This is a genomic window from Lysinibacillus sphaericus (genome assembly GCF_015844675.1).
Classification (GTDB): domain Bacteria; phylum Bacillota; class Bacilli; order Bacillales_A; family Planococcaceae; genus Lysinibacillus; species Lysinibacillus sphaericus_E.
On record NZ_LDGC01000025.1, the window covers coordinates 107,784 to 126,020 of the forward strand.

At 39.4% G+C, this 18,237-nt stretch carries 13 protein-coding genes and 1 other annotated feature; of the genes, 12 read left to right on the forward strand and 1 reads right to left on the reverse strand.

Features of this window, described 5'->3' with window-relative positions:
• Positions 1–5 precede the first annotated feature (5 nt).
• The gene (locus ABE34_RS08680; protein ID WP_132357526.1) at positions 6–530 is read left to right on the forward strand and encodes a DivIVA domain-containing protein; all 525 of its coding nucleotides are present in this window, start codon (positions 6–8) and stop codon (positions 528–530) included.
• A gap of 100 nt (positions 531–630) precedes the next feature.
• Positions 631–850: a binding site (T-box leader), on the forward strand.
• 282 nt (positions 851–1,132) lie between these two features.
• On the forward strand, positions 1,133–3,901 hold the full coding sequence (gene ileS / locus ABE34_RS08685) for an isoleucine--tRNA ligase (RefSeq protein ID WP_197141786.1): 2,769 nt from the start codon (positions 1,133–1,135) through the stop codon (positions 3,899–3,901).
• Positions 3,902–4,042: 141 nt separating this feature from the next.
• Here ileS and ABE34_RS08690 read toward each other — a convergent pair whose 3' ends face one another.
• The gene (locus ABE34_RS08690) at positions 4,043–5,221 is read right to left on the reverse strand and encodes a helix-turn-helix transcriptional regulator (RefSeq protein ID WP_206700715.1); all 1,179 of its coding nucleotides are present in this window, start codon (positions 5,219–5,221) and stop codon (positions 4,043–4,045) included.
• Positions 5,222–5,458: 237 nt separating this feature from the next.
• Here ABE34_RS08690 and ABE34_RS08695 point away from each other — a divergent pair, with 237 nt between their 5' ends.
• From ABE34_RS08695 to carB, 10 genes are all read left to right on the forward strand, one after another.
• Positions 5,459–5,794, forward strand: a complete 336-nt coding sequence (locus ABE34_RS08695) for a hypothetical protein (protein WP_197141788.1) — start codon at positions 5,459–5,461, stop codon at positions 5,792–5,794.
• Between the two features lie 24 nt (positions 5,795–5,818).
• Positions 5,819–7,387: a cation acetate symporter gene (locus ABE34_RS08700; protein WP_079559785.1), complete on the forward strand. Its 1,569-nt coding sequence runs from the start codon at positions 5,819–5,821 to the stop codon at positions 7,385–7,387.
• Between the two features lie 533 nt (positions 7,388–7,920).
• Positions 7,921–8,397 (forward strand): signal peptidase II, encoded by a 477-nt coding sequence (gene lspA / locus ABE34_RS08705; protein ID WP_079559786.1) that lies wholly within the window; start codon positions 7,921–7,923, stop codon positions 8,395–8,397.
• On the forward strand, positions 8,397–9,308 hold the full coding sequence (locus ABE34_RS08710) for an RluA family pseudouridine synthase (protein ID WP_197141789.1): 912 nt from the start codon (positions 8,397–8,399) through the stop codon (positions 9,306–9,308). Before lspA ends, ABE34_RS08710 begins: the two co-directional genes overlap by 1 nt.
• A 242-nt stretch (positions 9,309–9,550) precedes the next feature.
• Positions 9,551–10,093 (forward strand): bifunctional pyr operon transcriptional regulator/uracil phosphoribosyltransferase PyrR, encoded by a 543-nt coding sequence (gene pyrR, locus ABE34_RS08715; RefSeq protein WP_079559788.1) that lies wholly within the window; start codon positions 9,551–9,553, stop codon positions 10,091–10,093.
• Between the two features lie 19 nt (positions 10,094–10,112).
• Positions 10,113–11,423, forward strand: coding sequence for a solute carrier family 23 protein (locus ABE34_RS08720; protein ID WP_197141791.1), 1,311 nt, complete (start codon positions 10,113–10,115; stop codon positions 11,421–11,423).
• 366 nt (positions 11,424–11,789) lie between these two features.
• Positions 11,790–12,668, forward strand: a complete 879-nt coding sequence (locus ABE34_RS08725) for an aspartate carbamoyltransferase catalytic subunit (RefSeq protein ID WP_197141792.1) — start codon at positions 11,790–11,792, stop codon at positions 12,666–12,668.
• Between the two features lies 1 nt (position 12,669).
• Entirely contained in the window at positions 12,670–13,947 is a 1,278-nt protein-coding gene (locus ABE34_RS08730; protein ID WP_197141793.1) for a dihydroorotase, read from the forward strand.
• Complete coding sequence (locus ABE34_RS08735) at positions 13,947–15,047, forward strand: carbamoyl phosphate synthase small subunit (RefSeq protein WP_197141794.1); 1,101 nt, start codon at positions 13,947–13,949, stop codon at positions 15,045–15,047. Before ABE34_RS08730 ends, ABE34_RS08735 begins: the two co-directional genes overlap by 1 nt.
• Positions 15,040–18,237 (forward strand): carbamoyl-phosphate synthase large subunit, encoded by a 3,198-nt coding sequence (gene carB, locus ABE34_RS08740; RefSeq protein WP_197141795.1) that lies wholly within the window; start codon positions 15,040–15,042, stop codon positions 18,235–18,237. Before ABE34_RS08735 ends, carB begins: the two co-directional genes overlap by 8 nt.

An 18,237-nucleotide genomic window follows, 5' to 3' on the forward strand; every position in this document is an offset into this window, starting at 1 on the left:
ATCGTATGCCGTTATCACCTATTGATATACATAATAAGGAGTTTACTAAATCCTTCAGAGGTTATGCTGAAGATGAAGTAAATGAATTTTTAGATCAAATTATTAAAGACTATGAGATTTTGTTACGGGAAAAGAAGGAAGTAGACAGACAACTGGAGATTTCCTTAGAACAAGCGAGACATTTTAATTCTTTAGAGGAAACGTTACAAAAGTCAATTGTTGTTGCGCAAGAGGCAGCTGACGAAGTACGAAGAAATTCTCAAAAAGAAGCTAAACTTATTGTAAAAGAAGCAGAAAAAAATGCTGATCGTATTATCAATGAGGCTTTAACGAAGGCTCGTAAAGTGACAATTGAAATTGATGAGCTGAAAAAGCAATCAAAAGTATTCCGTAATCGTTTTAAAATGCTTGTAGAGGCACAGCTTGATTTACTAAATGCAGATGACTGGGATCATTTGCTACAATATGATATTGACCTTACTGAAATTCAAGCATCTGTCGAAGAAGCACAAGAAGCTGATCAAGTTTAGTCTCTATATTTGTAGACATTAGGAAGCATTAAGTGAAACTTGACGTGATTGTATGATTTTCATATACTATGGTAATAGTAATTATTTTGAACACATATGCAAACAGGCAAAGACGAAGACAGTATTTGTTAGGCGTAGTTAAGCGATTTGGGGATAGTGTGAGCCCAAACAAGCAAATAACAATGAACATCACTTCGGAGCTAAATAACTGAATGTAGTAAGTTATTTCGTAGTGCACGACGTTAATGTGCTTTAAGTGGTAGTACAATTTTGTGCTACAATTAGGGTGGTACCGCGAGTATAAGCTTCTCGTCCCTTTCAGGGATTGAGAGGCTTTTTTTATGTTCAAATGACGGTTGGCTTCATTTCTTTTAGAGTGAAATGTTAAATTCTGTATTTGAACTTATACTTCCATTGTTAAAACGTGTTGATTTTGCCGATAACTAGAACTTGAGGGCATTTACCGAAATGTATCTATGTAGCACCAAGCCGGAACGGAAATCAACCACACGTTATAATAATAAGCCTAATAACTGTCGTAAGTGTATGAGCGCCTATGAGCATTTGTTTTTCGTTTGTAAACATAAAGGAGGAATTGAAAAATGGTTGAGTACAAAGATACTTTATTAATGCCAAAAACAGATTTCCCAATGCGTGGAAACTTACCGGCAAATGAACCGAAGATGCAAGAAAAATGGGACGAAATGGACATTAATAAATTGCAGATGGAGCGTACAGAAGGACGTCCTGAATATGTGTTACACGATGGACCTCCATATGCAAATGGTGATATCCATATCGGTCACGCTTTAAATAAAGTGCTGAAAGATATGATTACGCGTCATCGCTCTATGAATGGTTACCATGTAAACTATATTCCAGGTTGGGATACTCATGGTTTACCAATTGAGCAAGCACTTACGAACAAAGGTGTAAAGCGTAAAGAAATGTCTGTTGCTGAATTCCGTAAATTATGTGAAGAGTATGCTTACGAGCAAATTGACAATCAACGTACACAATTCCGCCGTTTAGGTGTTCGTGGTGATTGGGAAAATCCATATATTACATTAAAGCCTGAATTTGAAGCACGTCAAATCGAAGTATTCGGTAAGATGGCTGAAAAGGGATATATTTATAAAGGTTTAAAACCAGTTTACTGGTCTCCATCATCTGAATCTGCACTTGCAGAAGCAGAGATTGAATATCAAGATGTTAAATCGCCTTCTATTTATGTAAGCTTTGCACTTAAAGATGCTAAAGGTGTAGTTCCAGCAGATGCTAAAATGATTATTTGGACAACAACACCTTGGACAATTCCAGCGAACTTAGGGATTTCTGTAAACCCTGAATTTATTTATGTTGTGGTGGCAGTTGCAGATAAAAAATTCATCATAGCAAAAGAATTATTAGAAAAAGTTGCTAACGAACTTGAATGGGAAGCATATGAAGTTGTGCAAGAAGTTAAAGGGGAAGCGTTAGACCGAGTTGTTGCACAGCATCCATTCTATGACCGTGAATCTCTTGTAATGGTTGGAGAGCACGTAACTGCTGAAGCGGGTACTGGCTGTGTTCATACAGCACCAGGACACGGTGAAGATGACTATCATATTAGTAAACAATATGGTCTACCAATTCTTAGCCCAGTTGATAATAGCGGCTGCTATACAGAAGAAGCACCTGGTTTTGAAGGTGTATTCTATAATGATGCCAACAAATTGATCACTGAAAAATTAAAAGAAGTAGGTGCTTTAGAAAAGCTTAACTTCTTTACACACTCATATCCACATGACTGGCGTACGAAAAAACCAGTTATTTACCGTGCAACACCACAATGGTTTGCGTCGGTTGATGCATTCCGTGATGAGTTACTAGGGGCTGTAAAATCAACATCATTTACACCTGCTTGGGGTGAAACTCGTCTTTATAATATGATTCGTGACCGTGGAGACTGGGTAATTTCACGTCAGCGTGCATGGGGCGTGCCAATTCCAATTTTCTATGCTGAAAATGGAGAGCCAATTATTACACCAGAAACAATTGCTCATATTTCAGCTTTATTCCGTGAACATGGGTCAAATATTTGGTTCCAAAAAACAGCTAAAGAATTATTACCTGAAGGCTTCACACACGCTGGTAGTCCGAACGGTGAATTTACAAAAGAAAACGATATTATGGACGTTTGGTTTGACTCAGGTTCTTCTCACCAAGGTGTGCTAGTAGAACGTGGTATGAAGTATCCAGCTGATCTATATTTAGAAGGTTCTGACCAACACCGTGGATGGTTTAACTCATCATTAATTACTTCTGTAGCTATTAATGGCTATGCACCATATAAAGGACTATTAACACATGGTTTCGTTCTAGATGGTGAAGGTCGTAAGATGAGTAAGTCTTTAGGAAATGTCATTATCCCGAAAAAGGTGATGGACCAATACGGAGCAGATATTCTTCGTTTATGGGTTGCATCTGTAGATTATACAGCAGACGTTCGTATCTCAATGGATATGTTGAAGCAAGTTTCTGAGGTTTATCGTAAAATCCGTAACACATTCCGTTTCTTACACGGAAATGTAGCTGATTTTGATGCGACGAAAGATCGTGTAGCATATGCAGACCTTCGTGAAATGGATCAATACGTTTATATGCGCTTACAAGATGTTTTAAAAACTGTTCGTGCTGCATATGATCGCTATGATTTCGCGGCTGTGTATCATGCAGTGAATAACTTTGTTGCTGTAGAATTATCTTCATTCTATTTAGATATTGCAAAAGATGTTGTGTACATCGAAGGTCATGACAACAAAGACCGCCGTGCAATGCAAACAGTTATTTATGATACATTAATGACGTTAGTAAAAGTAATGTCACCTATTATCCCTCACACAAGTGATGAAATGTGGTCTTACTTACATGGTCAAGGTGTTGTAGAAGCGGTATCTGTACAATTAACAGACTTCCCAGAAGTAGATGAACATGAAAACTTCGAAAGTCTACGCGAAAAATGGGTAAAAATTATTGATGTTCGTGATGATGTTTTAAAAGCATTAGAGGAAGCTCGTAATGCAAAAACAATCGGTAAATCACTTGAAGCGAAAGTGACAGTTTATGCGAAAGAAGATGTGGCAGCATTATTAAATGATGCAAGCATTAATTTTGCACAGCTTTCAATCGTTTCTGCCTTTGAAGTAGCATCAATAGAAGCTGCACCAGCAGATGCATTAGCTTTAGAACATGCTTCGATCGTTGTAGAAAAAGCAACAGGTGAAAAATGTGAGCGTTGTTGGTCTATTTCTGAAACAGTCGGTTCAAATGAAGCACATTCAACAGTATGTGCGCGTTGTGCAGAAGTTGTAGAAACGTATTACGCTTAATTTAAAAATAAGAATCTGCATTCTATGTAATTAATAACGCAAGTCTCCTTGATGATGGGGGGCTTGCGTTTTTTATTTTGTCACCTGAGGTCTAGCAGATTCTTTTTTGTCATAGAGTGATTTCTTAGAAATCTGAATGCACTATTTAAATAATATTTCTTGTGTATTGCGGTAGTCAGTTGGAGATATACCGACATATTTCTTAAACGTAAGGCTGAAATAATTAGGTGTGTTGAAGCCACAGATGAAGGAAATCTTTTCAATGGTGTAATCGTATTTTCGCAAATACGGTAGTGACTTGATGATACGTGTAAAAGCTACATAATCAACAAAATTGCGACCAATCTCTTTTTTAAACAATCTGCTAAAATGAGTAGCACTAAAATTACTATATTTGGCAACGTCACTGATCGCAAGTTGTTCATCATAGTGCTCCTCGATATATTGGATAGCTTTTTGGAGCTGTTCTTGCTTTGTTAAATCCTCATAAAATCGTACATGAATGCTTTGAACAGGAGGTTTCCTCCGTGCCTTTCGAGCTTGGCTATAGGATTCCTTGACTTGCATGGCGTCCTGAAAAACGCCACCAATCCCCATAAAAAGATGGATGCAATAATCTTTTTTTAACGTTTCAATAACCTCAAGTAAACAAGCTACCCCCTCCGACCAATGCCTAAATGATGTGTATTCATTAGGAATGCGCATAAGCAATAGTAAATAACGTTCAAAATGTAAAAAAGATATAGGTACTTTATTAGCAAAGTTTTGGTGGAACACATTGGTGATCACACTGCTTGCATCATGAGGGTAAGGTCGATCTTCATTCACATCTATATAACCCTGGATTAAAAACACGATATTTGGGATACACTGTCTTGATAAAAAAGAGGAAGACTGGATTATTTCCTGCTCACTTTCAACTTCTCCGCGTATAAGTCGTTTTAAAAAAGCTTCTCGGAATGGTGAAGTATGGTCTTGCGAAATTTGCTGTGATAACTCAAGCATTGTAAGAGTACTTGCTTGTTTTGCTTGATAGGATGTATAAAGCTTTTTAACGATGCGTAGAAATTTTACTTTCTGTAACGGTTTAATAAGAAGTGCAGTCAAGTTTAGTTCAATGGCTATACCAGTTGAGTAGGTAAGGTGTTCTGCAACAATAGGGACAATTATACTATTAGGATAATTTCTTTTTAACCGGTTTATCTTTACCCAGTCAAATAAACGGTTAATTTCATAGACAATGATAGCGGAAATCTCTGTTTTGGGTTCTTCGCAATTAATAAAAGTATTAGGTAGGAATTCTTCTAGCCAGTAGCTCATTTGTTGTTGTTCATGTGAATTTTCAATGTACCAAACAATATTTAAAATGCTAACATCACCCTTCTATTATAAATGGGGAATAATAAAAATATTTTAACTTAAAATAGCATTTTTTTGTACTAATACAGCAATATTTTGTAACTATTTTATAGATTAAATAGAATAGAATAATTGTAGTGAATAATAATTTGAAATTTCAGACAATTATTTACTGAAACAGGAAGGGAGAGTTGAAATATGGCAGAAGTAGGGAGTCATGATTATGAATACGTGGAAGCTGGAACCATCGATGTAAAGGATCTTCCGCCACTAGATGCAACTACTAACAAAATTATGAAAGATGAGTTTACTACAGGTTTTAGCTTAACGGTATTTTATTTCATTTTAATTTTTAGTATTCCGGTAATGAACTGGTTCGCTCCAGAGCTTGCTTTCAAGAAAATTTTGGGCGGTATGACAGTAACGTGGTTTGTGACAACCGTCGTGATGATGGTAATGGCTTTTATTATTGCATACGTGCATACAACGTTGTACGAGAAGCGCCTTAAGAAATACGAAATACTGAATAAGTAGTTTTAGCTAAGGGGGATATGTAGAATGATGAAAGCTCTATTAGAACCGAAGATGTTAATGACTATTGCTTTAATGGGGACAATTGTATACATTACGTACTTAACGAAAAGAAATGCAACGGCATCCGATTTCTTTGTTGGGGGACGAAGTTTTGGGTGGTTTACAAACGGTTCGGCAATTGGGGGAGACTATTTAAGTGCTGCTACATTTCTCGGGATAGCCGGTTTGACTTTCCAATTAGGGTATGACGGTGCTTACTATGCATTTTGCTTCTCCATTGGATTGACATTGCTAGCTATTTTTGTGGCAGGCCCGTTAAGACGATTTGGTGCATTTACCGTTGCAGATTTTTTAGCTTATCGTTTTCATAGTAGACGAGCTCGGCTAGTAGCGGTAGCTGTGGTTTTGGCGATTTCTGGTTTTTATGCAGCGCCACAATTATTAGGGGCGGCACAAATTTTAAGTATGTTTTTCGGGACTTCATATGAATTCGGCATTATCTTTACATGTATTGTAATGGTTTTCTATGTAGGAATAGGCGGTATGAAAGGAACAACAATCAACCAAGCTTTAGAGCTTTGGATTCGCCTTGGAGCGTTTGTTGTTATGTTGATTGCAGCAATTTATAGTGGTTTGCATTACGATAAGATTTTAGCTGCTATTAATTCATTCAGCGGTCCTATTACAGGAACATCACCATATGCTTTAGATGGAAATAATGTTAATTTTGATGGTGCTGCTTGGACGGGAACAGGTTTCTATTTCCCAACATTTTGGCAAACTATCAGTATGACAATTGGTTTAGCGCTAGGCACAATTGGTTTGCCACATATTCTACTAAGATTTTATACGAATCCAAGTGCGAAGGCGGCTCGTAAATCAGCGTTGATGGCGATTGGGATTGCCAGTACGTTTTTCTTATTAGCAGTATATTTAGGTGTTGTAGGTCGTTCTATTTTTATCTCGGGTACAGCAAGTGAGGAAGTCATGCGTGATCTAGTGCTTGGTGGGAACAATATGGTGATTCCTACAACAGCACTTGCACTAGGAGGTAAGTGGCTACTTGGACTAGTCATAGCAGGTGCGTTTGCGGCCATATTCTCAAATTTATCAGGGTTATTTATTACAAGTTCAGGTGCATTAGCTCACGATTTATATGCAAGCGTTATGAAAAAGGATATTACAGAAAAACAACGAGTAGTTGCAGGGAAAGTAGCCATCGTTTTATTAGGTATTTTATATGGAGCCTTGGGTTTATTAGTTAAGGATGCATCCATTGGCCATTTAGTGGCACTTGCTTTTACTGTTGCGGCGAGTACATTTACACCAATATTTATATTAGGTATTTGGTGGAGAGGAATGACAGAAAAAGGAGCAATTGCGGGTTTACTCATTGGTCTTGGTGTATCGATGTGGATGATTTTTCTTCCAGGAACTTTACCGAGCTTCTTACAATTTAAAATCCCAGGCATCATCACAGTACCTGTAGGATTCTTATCCGTTATTATTGTGTCATTATTAGATCGAAAAGTACCGGCTGATGTCAATGATTTCATGAAGCGTGTGCATTCAAAAGAGTCTGAAACAGCTTAAAACGGTATAATTTTGAATAAAAATTGATAAGCTATTGCCATTACTTATGAAGTGAAGGCGATAGCTTTTTTATTGAAGGGAAGTTGACGGCGGGAAAAAGAGCGGCCGACGGATCGAACTGTCAGAGCGACGGAAGGAAAACAGACTGACGGAAAGAACAGCCGAAGCGACGGATAGAACTGCCAAAGCGACGGAAAGAAGAGTCGAAGCGACGGATAGAACACCCAGAGTGACGGAAAGAAGACAGAGAGACGGATAGAACTACCAGAGCGACGGAAAGAAGAGTCGAAGCGACGGATAAAACTGCCAAAGCGACGGTAAGAAAACAAGCCGACGGATCGAACTGTCAGAGCGACGGTAAGAATACCCAAAACAACGGACGGCTCAACAAACGCCCGCAGGAAAGTGCCAAATCGAAGCAAAAATCAACCCTACAATATGGTGATGACCCATATTTTCATGCTATATTAGTTATTCTGAGATGGGGTGTTATGGTAGAATAGGTTAGATGTTGAGCGAACGGAGGAGTGTCTGTGTATAAATATTATGGATTGGCCGCATTCGTGATTCTTTTAGATCAATGGACAAAGTGGCTAATTGTGAAAAATATGGAGTTTGGCGAACGAATTTCAGTATGGGATCCATGGTTTGGGATATTGTCTCATCGAAATAGAGGAGCAGCATGGGGAATGTTAGAAGGCCAAATGTGGTTATTTAGCATTATCACGATAGGTGTTATTTGTGCCGTTCTATACTTTTATCATAAAGAGGCTAAAGGTAAACCGATTTTTCAAGTTGGCCTAATGCTTTTATTAGGCGGAGCTATAGGGAATTTTATTGACCGTATATTTAGAGGTGAAGTGGTCGATTTTGTAAGTGTATTAATTCCAGTAATTAATTATGATTTCCCGATCTTCAATATTGCGGATGCAGCTTTAACAATGGCGGTAGTAATATTAATGATTGGCATAATAATGGAAGATAAAAAAGGAAAGAAACAGGTGAAATAATGACGCAAGTATCATATACAATGGAAGAACAACAAAAGGGAGAGCGCATTGATAAGGCGCTTTCGAGTGTGCAATCGGAGTGGTCGCGTACACAAATTGGTAATTGGATTACTGATGGTATTATTAAAGTAAATGGAGAGACTGTAAAGGCTAAGTATAAGGTAAAAGTAGGGGATGTTGTAGAAATCGATGTACCTGAAGCGGAGCCATTAGATGTCATTGCTGAAAACTTAGATCTTGATATTGTTTATGAGGATGCGGATGTCCTTGTTGTAAATAAACCAAAGGGCATGGTTGTCCATCCAGCGCCTGGACATATGACGGGTACACTCGTTAATGGTTTAATGTATCATTGTAAGGATTTATCGGGTATCAATGGCATTATGCGTCCGGGAATTGTGCATCGTATTGATAAAGATACGTCAGGATTATTGATGGTGGCTAAAAATGATGCAGCTCATGAATCTTTAGTGAATCAGCTAGTCAATAAAACAGTGACACGTAAATATACTGCGCTCGTTCACGGGCATATTGCACATGATAAAGGAACAATTGATGCACCTATTGGTCGAGACCAAAAAGATCGTCAAAAACAAGCAGTTGTCGACAACGGTAAGCATGCAGTAACCCACTTCCAAGTTATCGAACGCTTTGGCGACTTTACTTTAGTAGAGTGTCGTTTAGAAACAGGGCGCACGCACCAAATTCGTGTTCATATGAAGTATATTGGATTCCCACTTGTTGGTGACCCAAAATATGGACCAAAAAAGACAATCGACTTTGGTGGACAAGTATTACACGCGGGAGTTTTAGGCTTTGATCATCCTACATCAGGTGAATATTTGCAGTTTGAAGCGCAAATTCCTGCTGATTATGAACAATTATTACTAGATTTAAGAAATAGGGATTGACGTATAGATAAAGAAGGTCTATACTAACGAAAGTGAATGAACAACTTAACTAAATATTCACCTTTAATAGCAGTCCAGAGAGGCTGAGAAGGTACATGTGAAAGTGTTGCGAAAAATTTGTGCTGCAAATTTTTTTAACACGCTATTTAAACACGTATATAACCCTCTCAGGCTATTCGCCTCGAGAGGTTTTTTTATGGACACATGACCCAATAATAGATAGAAGAGAGGAGGAAACTTACATGGCACAAAATGAGTTATTAGATGGCCCATCTATGGCAAGAGCGTTAACACGCATTGCACACGAAATTATTGAACGCAATAAAGGAATCGACGAATGTATTTTAGTCGGTATTAAAACGCGAGGTGCCTTTCTTGCAAGACGCCTAGCAGAACGAATTGAAAAAATTGAAGGCAAGCCAATCCGTACGGGGGAGCTTGACATCACTCTCTATCGAGATGATTTAACGACAAAGCATGATAATGAACAGGCACATGTTGAACAAGTCGATATCGATTATGTGATCGTCAATCAAAAAATTATTTTAGTCGATGATGTACTCTATACTGGACGAACAGTACGCGCAGCGCTAGATGCAGTAATGGATCTAGGGCGACCAGGCCAAATTCAACTTGCAGTACTAATCGACAGAGGGCATAGAGAGCTACCAATAAGAGCTGATTATGTTGGTAAAAATGTTCCGACATCTGGAGCTGAACGTATAGTCGTAAATTTACAAGAAGTAGACGGAGAAGATTGCGTCATTATTTATAAAGAAGACTAACTTAAAGTGAGGAAACATTATGTCAAATGCAGTATTAGATGTTAAAGATAAACCGACCCCAGTCCAACTAGTGACATTAAGTTTCCAGCACATGTTCGCCATGTTTGGGTCAACGATCTTAGTTCCTCAGTTGGTTGGTCTTAGTCCAGCGATTGCCCTATTAACGAGTGGGATTGCTACACTGTTCTTCTTATTAATTACGAAATTTCAAGTACCTGCTTATTTAGGATCATCATTCGCCTTTATTGCGCCAATCTTACTAGCGGCAGGTGGTTTAAATAAAGATGGTTCCAGTGTCAATCCTGGTCATGCAATGATTGGTGCTATGGCAGTAGGGATTACATATGGCATCGTATCCCTTATCATCTGGAAAAGCGGCTATAAGTGGATTATGAAAATTTTACCACCGATTGTGGTAGGCCCTGTCATTATGGTAATTGGTCTTGGACTATCAGGGACAGCGGTCAATATGGCGATGAATGTAGATGGTAAATATAACTTTTTACACTTCTCAGCAGCGCTAGTGACTTTATTTACAGCCATTATTTTCACGATTGCCTTTAAAGGCATTTTAAGCACAATGCCAATTTTGATTGGCTTAATCGTAGGATATGTTTACTCAATGATGATCGACATAGTTGATTACTCACCAATTGCGAAAGCTGATTTCTTTGCACTACCTGACTTCTTAATCCCAGGTGTTCACTATGAGTTTGAAATCACAACAACGCTGCTCCTAACAATGGTACCAATCGTTATCGTAACGATTTCCGAGCATATTGGTCATCAGTTAGTATTAGGTAAAGTGGTCAATCGAGATTATATTAAAGAGCCAGGCTTACATCGTTCGTTATTAGGGGACGGTCTTGGTACATTTATTAGTGCACTAATCGGTGGTCCGCCGAAAACAACTTACGGTGAAAATATCGGTGTCCTTGCGATCACTCGAGTTTACAGTGTGTATGTCATTGCAGGTGCAGCAGTCGTAGCCATTTTACTGTCATTCTTCGGGAAAGCAATGGCAGTTATTGCAACAATTCCAACAGCTGTACTTGGTGGGGTTTCCATCTTACTCTTCGGTATAATTGCAGCAAGTGGATTACGAATGTTAGTGGATAACCATATCGACTTTGGTAATAGTCGTAACTTGGTCATCGCCTCAGTTATTCTAGTCATCGGTATCGGTGGTGCGAAGTTCGTTGTTTCAGAATCACTAAGTATCGAAGGTATGGCATTAGCAGCGATTATCGGTGTTCTTTTAAATGTCATCTTACCAGGTAAAAAAGAAGCGGACATACCAATACCGCACAATCAAAACGAAAATTCATAAAAGTACCTTTTAATGAATTGTCCAGAGAGGCAAAAAAAGGGAAGTTGTAGACAGTCTAAATGTAGGAGTGTATCCTGCTGTAGTTTGTCACGCCTCCTTATGCCTCGTTGATGACATCAACGAGGCTTTTATTATCTTCATTCATCCTACACTTGAAAGTGAGATGAATGAAGATAAAGCTTCCGGCGGATGTCACGGATTTTGAAAGGAAAGAATTGTGCTCGCGCAATTCAAAATCCGGACGCATTGTTTATCTGTGCGAAAGCGCAGTGCTAACGTAGCGACAGCAACAATTACGCCAAGGCGAAATTGATATAGAGAACGTTATACATAAACGTTCATGAAACACACCCTACGGAGGTTACAATGAAGAACTTATTATCGATGGAACATTTAACAATTGAAGAAATTAACCACATTCTAGATCGTGCGCAAGCTTTTGAGAATGGTGAGGCATCATCGTTATCTCGCCCATACAACGTCGCAAATTTATTTTTTGAACCAAGTACGCGCACGAAAACAAGCTTTGAAATGGCGGAGCGCAAAGTTGGCTGTACCGTTATCCCGTTTGATGGTAGCTTTTCGAGCGTCTCTAAAGGAGAGACATTGTACGATACGGTAAAGACGTTAGAAATGATTGGTATAGATGCAGTAGTCATTCGCGCACAGGAAGATGCGTATTACAATGAACTACTTGAAGGCATCGATGTGTCAATTATTAACGGGGGTGACGGCACTGGTCAGCATCCGTCTCAATCACTATTAGATCTTTATACAATCAAAAAAGAGTTTGGTTCTTTTGAAGGGTTAAATGTGACAATCGCTGGAGATATATGTCATAGCCGTGTAGCGAAGTCGAATGCGTTAGCGTTACAACGACTAGGGGCAAATGTTCATTTCCTTTGTCCAGAAGAGTGGCAAGGCAGTTTCGAAGCGCATCATTCTTGGGATGATTTAATCGAAATAAGCGATGTGATTATGTTACTTCGTGTGCAGCATGAACGTCATAAGGTAAATAAAAGCTTCTCAAAAGGAAGCTATCATGAAGAGTACGGTTTAACGGTTGAACGTGAGAAACAAATGAAAGAAAAGGCAATTATCATGCATCCAGCACCGGTCAATCGTGATGTGGAAATTGCTTCAGAGCTAGTAGAATGTGATCGTTCTAGAATTTTCGAGCAAGTTCGAAATGGTGTTTATACACGAATGGCTATTGTAGAAACAATTTTAAAGGGGAGAGAGTAACATGACAAAAGTTCTTCAAAATGTACAAATGATAAATGAACAAAGCGAGCTACAAACAGTAAATATCGCAATGGTAGACGGCAAAATTACTGAAATAGGTCAAAATGTAACTGTAGCAGGCGCAGAAGTAATCGAAGGAAATGGTTTAGTTGTTGCACCAGGCTTTGTCGATGTCCACACACATTTACGTGAGCCGGGCTTTGAGCATAAAGAAACAATTGCTACAGGTTCAGCATCAGCAGCAAAAGGCGGCTTCACAACAATTTGCGCGATGCCAAATACAAAGCCAGTGCCAGATTCAGTAGAAAACATGCAGTTGATTAACGGTCTTATTAAAGAAAGTGCAGCTATTCGAGTACTTCCATATGGCTCATTAACAAGGGACATCTCAGGTGAGGTTCGTACAAATATTGAAGAATTAAAGGCGCAGGGGGCTGTCGCATTTTCAGATGATGGTGTTGGGATCCAGCTTGCATCAACAATGTATGAGCAAATGAAGGACGCAGCACAGCACGATGTGGTTGTTGTTGCACACTGTGAAGATAACTCATTAATTTACGACGGAGTAATGCATGAAGGGAAACGTAATAAAGAGCTTGGTTTACCAGGAATTCCATCGATTTGTGAATCCGTTCAAATTGCACGAGATGTTCTACTGGCAGAAGCAGCTGGAGCACGCTACCACGTATGTCACGTATCAACGAAGGAATCTGTACGTGCAGTACGAGATGCGAAAGCAGCAGGAATTCGTGTCACAGCAGAAGTTTGCCCACACCATTTATTACTTGAAGAAATGGATATTCCATCAGATGATGCAAACTGGAAAATGAATCCTCCGTTACGTGGAATAGATGATAAAGACTCACTTCACGCAGCGCTGCTAGACGGCACGATCGATTGCATCGCTACAGACCATGCTCCACATACAGTAGAAGAAAAATGCTGTGGTATGGTTGGTGCACCATTTGGCATTGTAGGCTTCGAAACAACATTCCCACTGCTTTACACGCAGTTTGTAGAAACAGGGAAATGGACGTTAAAACAGTTGATTGACTGGATGTCTGTAAAAGCAGCTCAAATTTTTGATCTACCATATGGCACATTAGAAGTTGGAGCTTCAGCAGATATGATTTTAATAGATTTAAATAAAGAGCAAACAATTGATGCAGAAGGCTTTGTATCAAAAGGACGCAATACACCATTCAATGGTTGGACTGCAAAAGGATGGCCGGTCCTTACAATTTTTGAAGGCAATATCGTATACCAGGAGGCAGAGTAATGAAAAAACGTTTACTTATTTTAGAAGATGGCACAGTATTTACAGGTACAGCGTTCGGGAGTGAGCGCGCTTCACAAGGTGAGGTTGTATTCACAACAGGGATGACGGGTTATCAGGAAACAATTTCAGATCCTTCATTCTACGGACAAATTATAACGTTAACTTACCCTTTAATCGGTAATTACGGTATTAACCGTGATGATTTTGAATCAATCTCACCAGCTATTCGTGGATTTGTAGTCCGTGAATTAGCAAAAACACCTTCAAACTTCCGCTGTGACTTAACAGTAGATGAGTACTTAACATCTAAGGATATCCCTGGGATTGAAGGAATCGATACACGAAAATTAACACGCATTATTCGCAGTAAAGGTTCAGTAAAAGCTATTTTAACAGCAGCTGATGAAGAAGTGAATGTGGATGAAATCGTAGCGAAATTACAGGCAACACCAGAGATTACACATCATGTTCGTGAAGTATCACCGAAAGCAGCTTACCCATCACCTGGTCGTGGCAAACGCGTCGTATTAATTGACTACGGTATGAAGCACGGTATTCTTCGTGAGTTAAACAAACGTGACTGCGACGTACTCGTTGTCCCTTACAATACTTCGGCAGAAGAAATTTTAGCATGGCATCCAGATGGCATTATGCTGTCAAACGGTCCAGGTAACCCTGAAGACGTAGCAGAAAGCGTTGAAACAGTACGCAATTTAATTGGAAAAGTGCCAATGTTCGGTATTTGCTTAGGTCACCAAATCTTCTCCCTAGCATGCGGTGCGCGAAGCTATAAACTACCATTCGGTCACCGAGGTGGTAACCATCCAGTAAAAGATTTACGCACAGGCCGTACTGACTTAACATCTCAAAATCATGGTTATGCAATCGACATCGATTCATTAAAAGATACAGATTTAGAAATTACACATATCGCATTAAATGATGGTACTTGTGAAGGTGTACGACATAAGAAATATCCAGTCTTCACAGTGCAATATCACCCAGAAGCATCACCAGGTCCAGAGGATTCAAATCACTTATTTGATGAATTTATCGAAATGATGGAAGTAGAAGCAGGGAAGGGGAAACAACATGCCTAAACGTACAGATATTAAAACTATTTTAGTAATCGGATCAGGTCCAATCGTGATCGGACAAGCAGCAGAATTTGACTACGCAGGAACACAAGCTTGTCTTTCTTTAAAAGAAGAAGGTTACCGCGTTATTTTAATAAACTCAAACCCTGCGACAATTATGACAGATACAGAAATTGCCGACAAAGTATATATTGAGCCAATCTCGCTTGAGTTTGTATCACGAATTTTACGTAAAGAGCGTCCAGATGCTATTCTACCAACACTTGGTGGTCAAACTGGTTTAAATATGGCCATTGAATTAGATAAATCAGGAATATTAGATGAGCTAAATATTGAAATTCTTGGTACAAAATTAGAAGCTATCCATAAAGCGGAAGACCGCGATCTTTTCCGTAATTTAATGTATGAGCTAGGTGCGCCAGTACCTGAATCAGATATTATCCATAACTTAGACGAAGCGAAAAACTTTGTAGCGAGAATTGGTTACCCAGTAATTGTTCGTCCTGCCTTCACACTTGGTGGTACAGGCGGCGGTATTTGCTACAACGATCAAGATTTAGAGGAAATCGTTACATCGGGTCTAAAATATTCTCCAGTAACACAATGTTTACTAGAAAAATCGATTGCTGGTTATAAAGAAATCGAATATGAAGTAATGCGTGATGCTGCTGACAACGCCATCGTTGTATGTAACATGGAAAACGTTGACCCAGTTGGGATTCATACAGGTGACTCAATTGTAGTAGCACCTACACAAACACTTTCAGATCGTGAAAACCAAATGTTACGTAATATCTCTTTAGATATTATCCGTGCACTGAAAATCGAAGGTGGCTGTAACGTACAGTTAGCTCTTGATCCATATAGCTTCAATTATTATGTGATCGAAGTAAACCCTCGTGTATCGCGTTCATCAGCATTAGCGTCAAAAGCAACAGGTTACCCAATTGCTAAGCTAGCAGCAAAAATCGCAGTTGGTTTAACATTAGATGAAATCAAAAATCCTGTTACAGGTTCTACGTATGCTTGCTTCGAGCCAGCTCTAGACTACATCGTGGCGAAAATTCCACGCTGGCCATTCGATAAATTCGAATCAGCAAAGCGTAATCTTGGTACACAAATGAAAGCGACTGGTGAAGTAATGGCACTTGGTCGTACATTTGAAGAAGCTATGCTAAAAGCAGTGCGCTCTCTTGAAACAGGCCAAGTTCACTTAGAGCTGAAACATGCAGAAGAAAACACGGATTCTTGGATTGAAAAGCGTATCCGTAAAGCAGGTGACGAGCGTCTATTCTTCATCGGTGAAGCACTTCGTCGCGGGGTAACAATTGAGCAAATCCATGAATGGTCTGCCATTGACTTGTTCTTCTTAAATAAATTCAAAAACATCGTAGATATGGAGCAAACACTTGCTGACAATAAAAACGATAAAGATGTATTACGTACAGCAAAACGTCTAGGCTTTGCAGATAAGAAAATTGCCGAGCTTTGGGAAACAACACCAGAAGAAATTTATGCATACCGTAAAGAAAATGGCATTATTCCTGTATATAAAATGGTTGATACTTGTGCAGCGGAGTTTGAATCGGAAACACCATACTTCTATGGCACATATGAAGATGAAAATGAATCGATTAAATCTGATAAGCCATCAGTAGTGGTACTTGGCTCAGGTCCAATCCGCATTGGTCAAGGGGTAGAGTTCGACTACGCAACAGTACACTCAGTATGGGCAATCCAAGAAGCAGGCTACGAAGCAATTATTATAAACTCGAATCCAGAAACAGTATCAACGGACTTCTCGATTTCAGATAAATTATACTTCGAGCCATTAACAATCGAAGATGTAATGCATATTATCGACCTGGAGCAACCAATTGGTGTAGTTGTACAATTCGGTGGTCAAACAGCTATTAATCTAGCTGATAAATTAGCTGCTAATGGTGTGAAAATCCTAGGTACAACACTTGAAGATATCGACCGTGCAGAAAACCGAGACAAATTCGAGCAAGCATTACGTGACTTGGACATTCCACAGCCACTAGGTCAAACAGCTGTATCTACGGAGGAAGCTCTTGCGATTAGTGAACGTCTAGGCTTCCCTGTACTAGTACGTCCTTCATACGTGCTAGGTGGTCGTGCGATGGAAATTGTCTACAACCAAGAGGAATTAAAACACTATATGGAGAACGCGGTAGAAGCATCTCCAGATCATCCAGTATTAGTAGACCGCTACTTAACTGGTCAAGAAATCGAAGTAGATGCCATTTGTGACGGTGAAAATGTACTAATCCCAGGTATTATGGAGCATATCGAGCGTGCAGGGGTTCACTCTGGTGACTCTATCTCTGTATACCCTCCACAAAAATTAACACAAGCGCAAAAAGATACGCTAGTGGATTATACAACTCGCCTTGCAAAAGGTCTGGGCATCATAGGCTTAATGAACATTCAATATGTTATTTCAAAAGGCGAAGTGTTTGTCATCGAGGTGAACCCGCGTTCATCTCGTACAGTACCGTTCTTAAGTAAAATTACTAACATTCCGATGGCGAATATTGCAACGAAAGCGATTCTTGGGAAATCAATCGTAGAACAAGGCTATCCAACAGGCTTAGCGCCAGAGCAAAATGGTGTCTTCGTAAAAGTACCAGTATTCTCATTCGCTAAATTACGCCGTGTTGACATTACACTAGGCCCTGAAATGAAATCAACAGGTGAAGTAATGGGTAAAGATGCAACATTAGAAAAAGCACTATACAAAGGCTTAGTTGCAGCAGGTATGGAAATTCGCACTGAAGGCACAGTATTGTTCACAGTGTCCGATAAAGATAAAGAAGAAGCAATTGCACTTGCAAAACGCTTCTCAACAGTAGGTTACCGTATTGTCGCTACTGAAGGTACAGCTCAAGCGTTCGAAGCGGCTGGCGTACGCACAGATGTAGTTGGCAAAATCGGTGCAAAAGGTGAAACTTTAATCGATTTAATTCAAAACGGTGAGGCACAGCTTGTTGTCAACACATTAACGAAAGGGAAGCAACCGGCACGTGATGGCTTCCGAATTCGCCGCGAGTCTGTAGAAAACGGCGTACCTTGTTTAACTTCATTAGACACAGCAGAAGCGATGGTCCGTGTTATTGAATCGATGACATTCACAGCTGAACATATGCCAAAAGCGGAGGTAGTACATTAA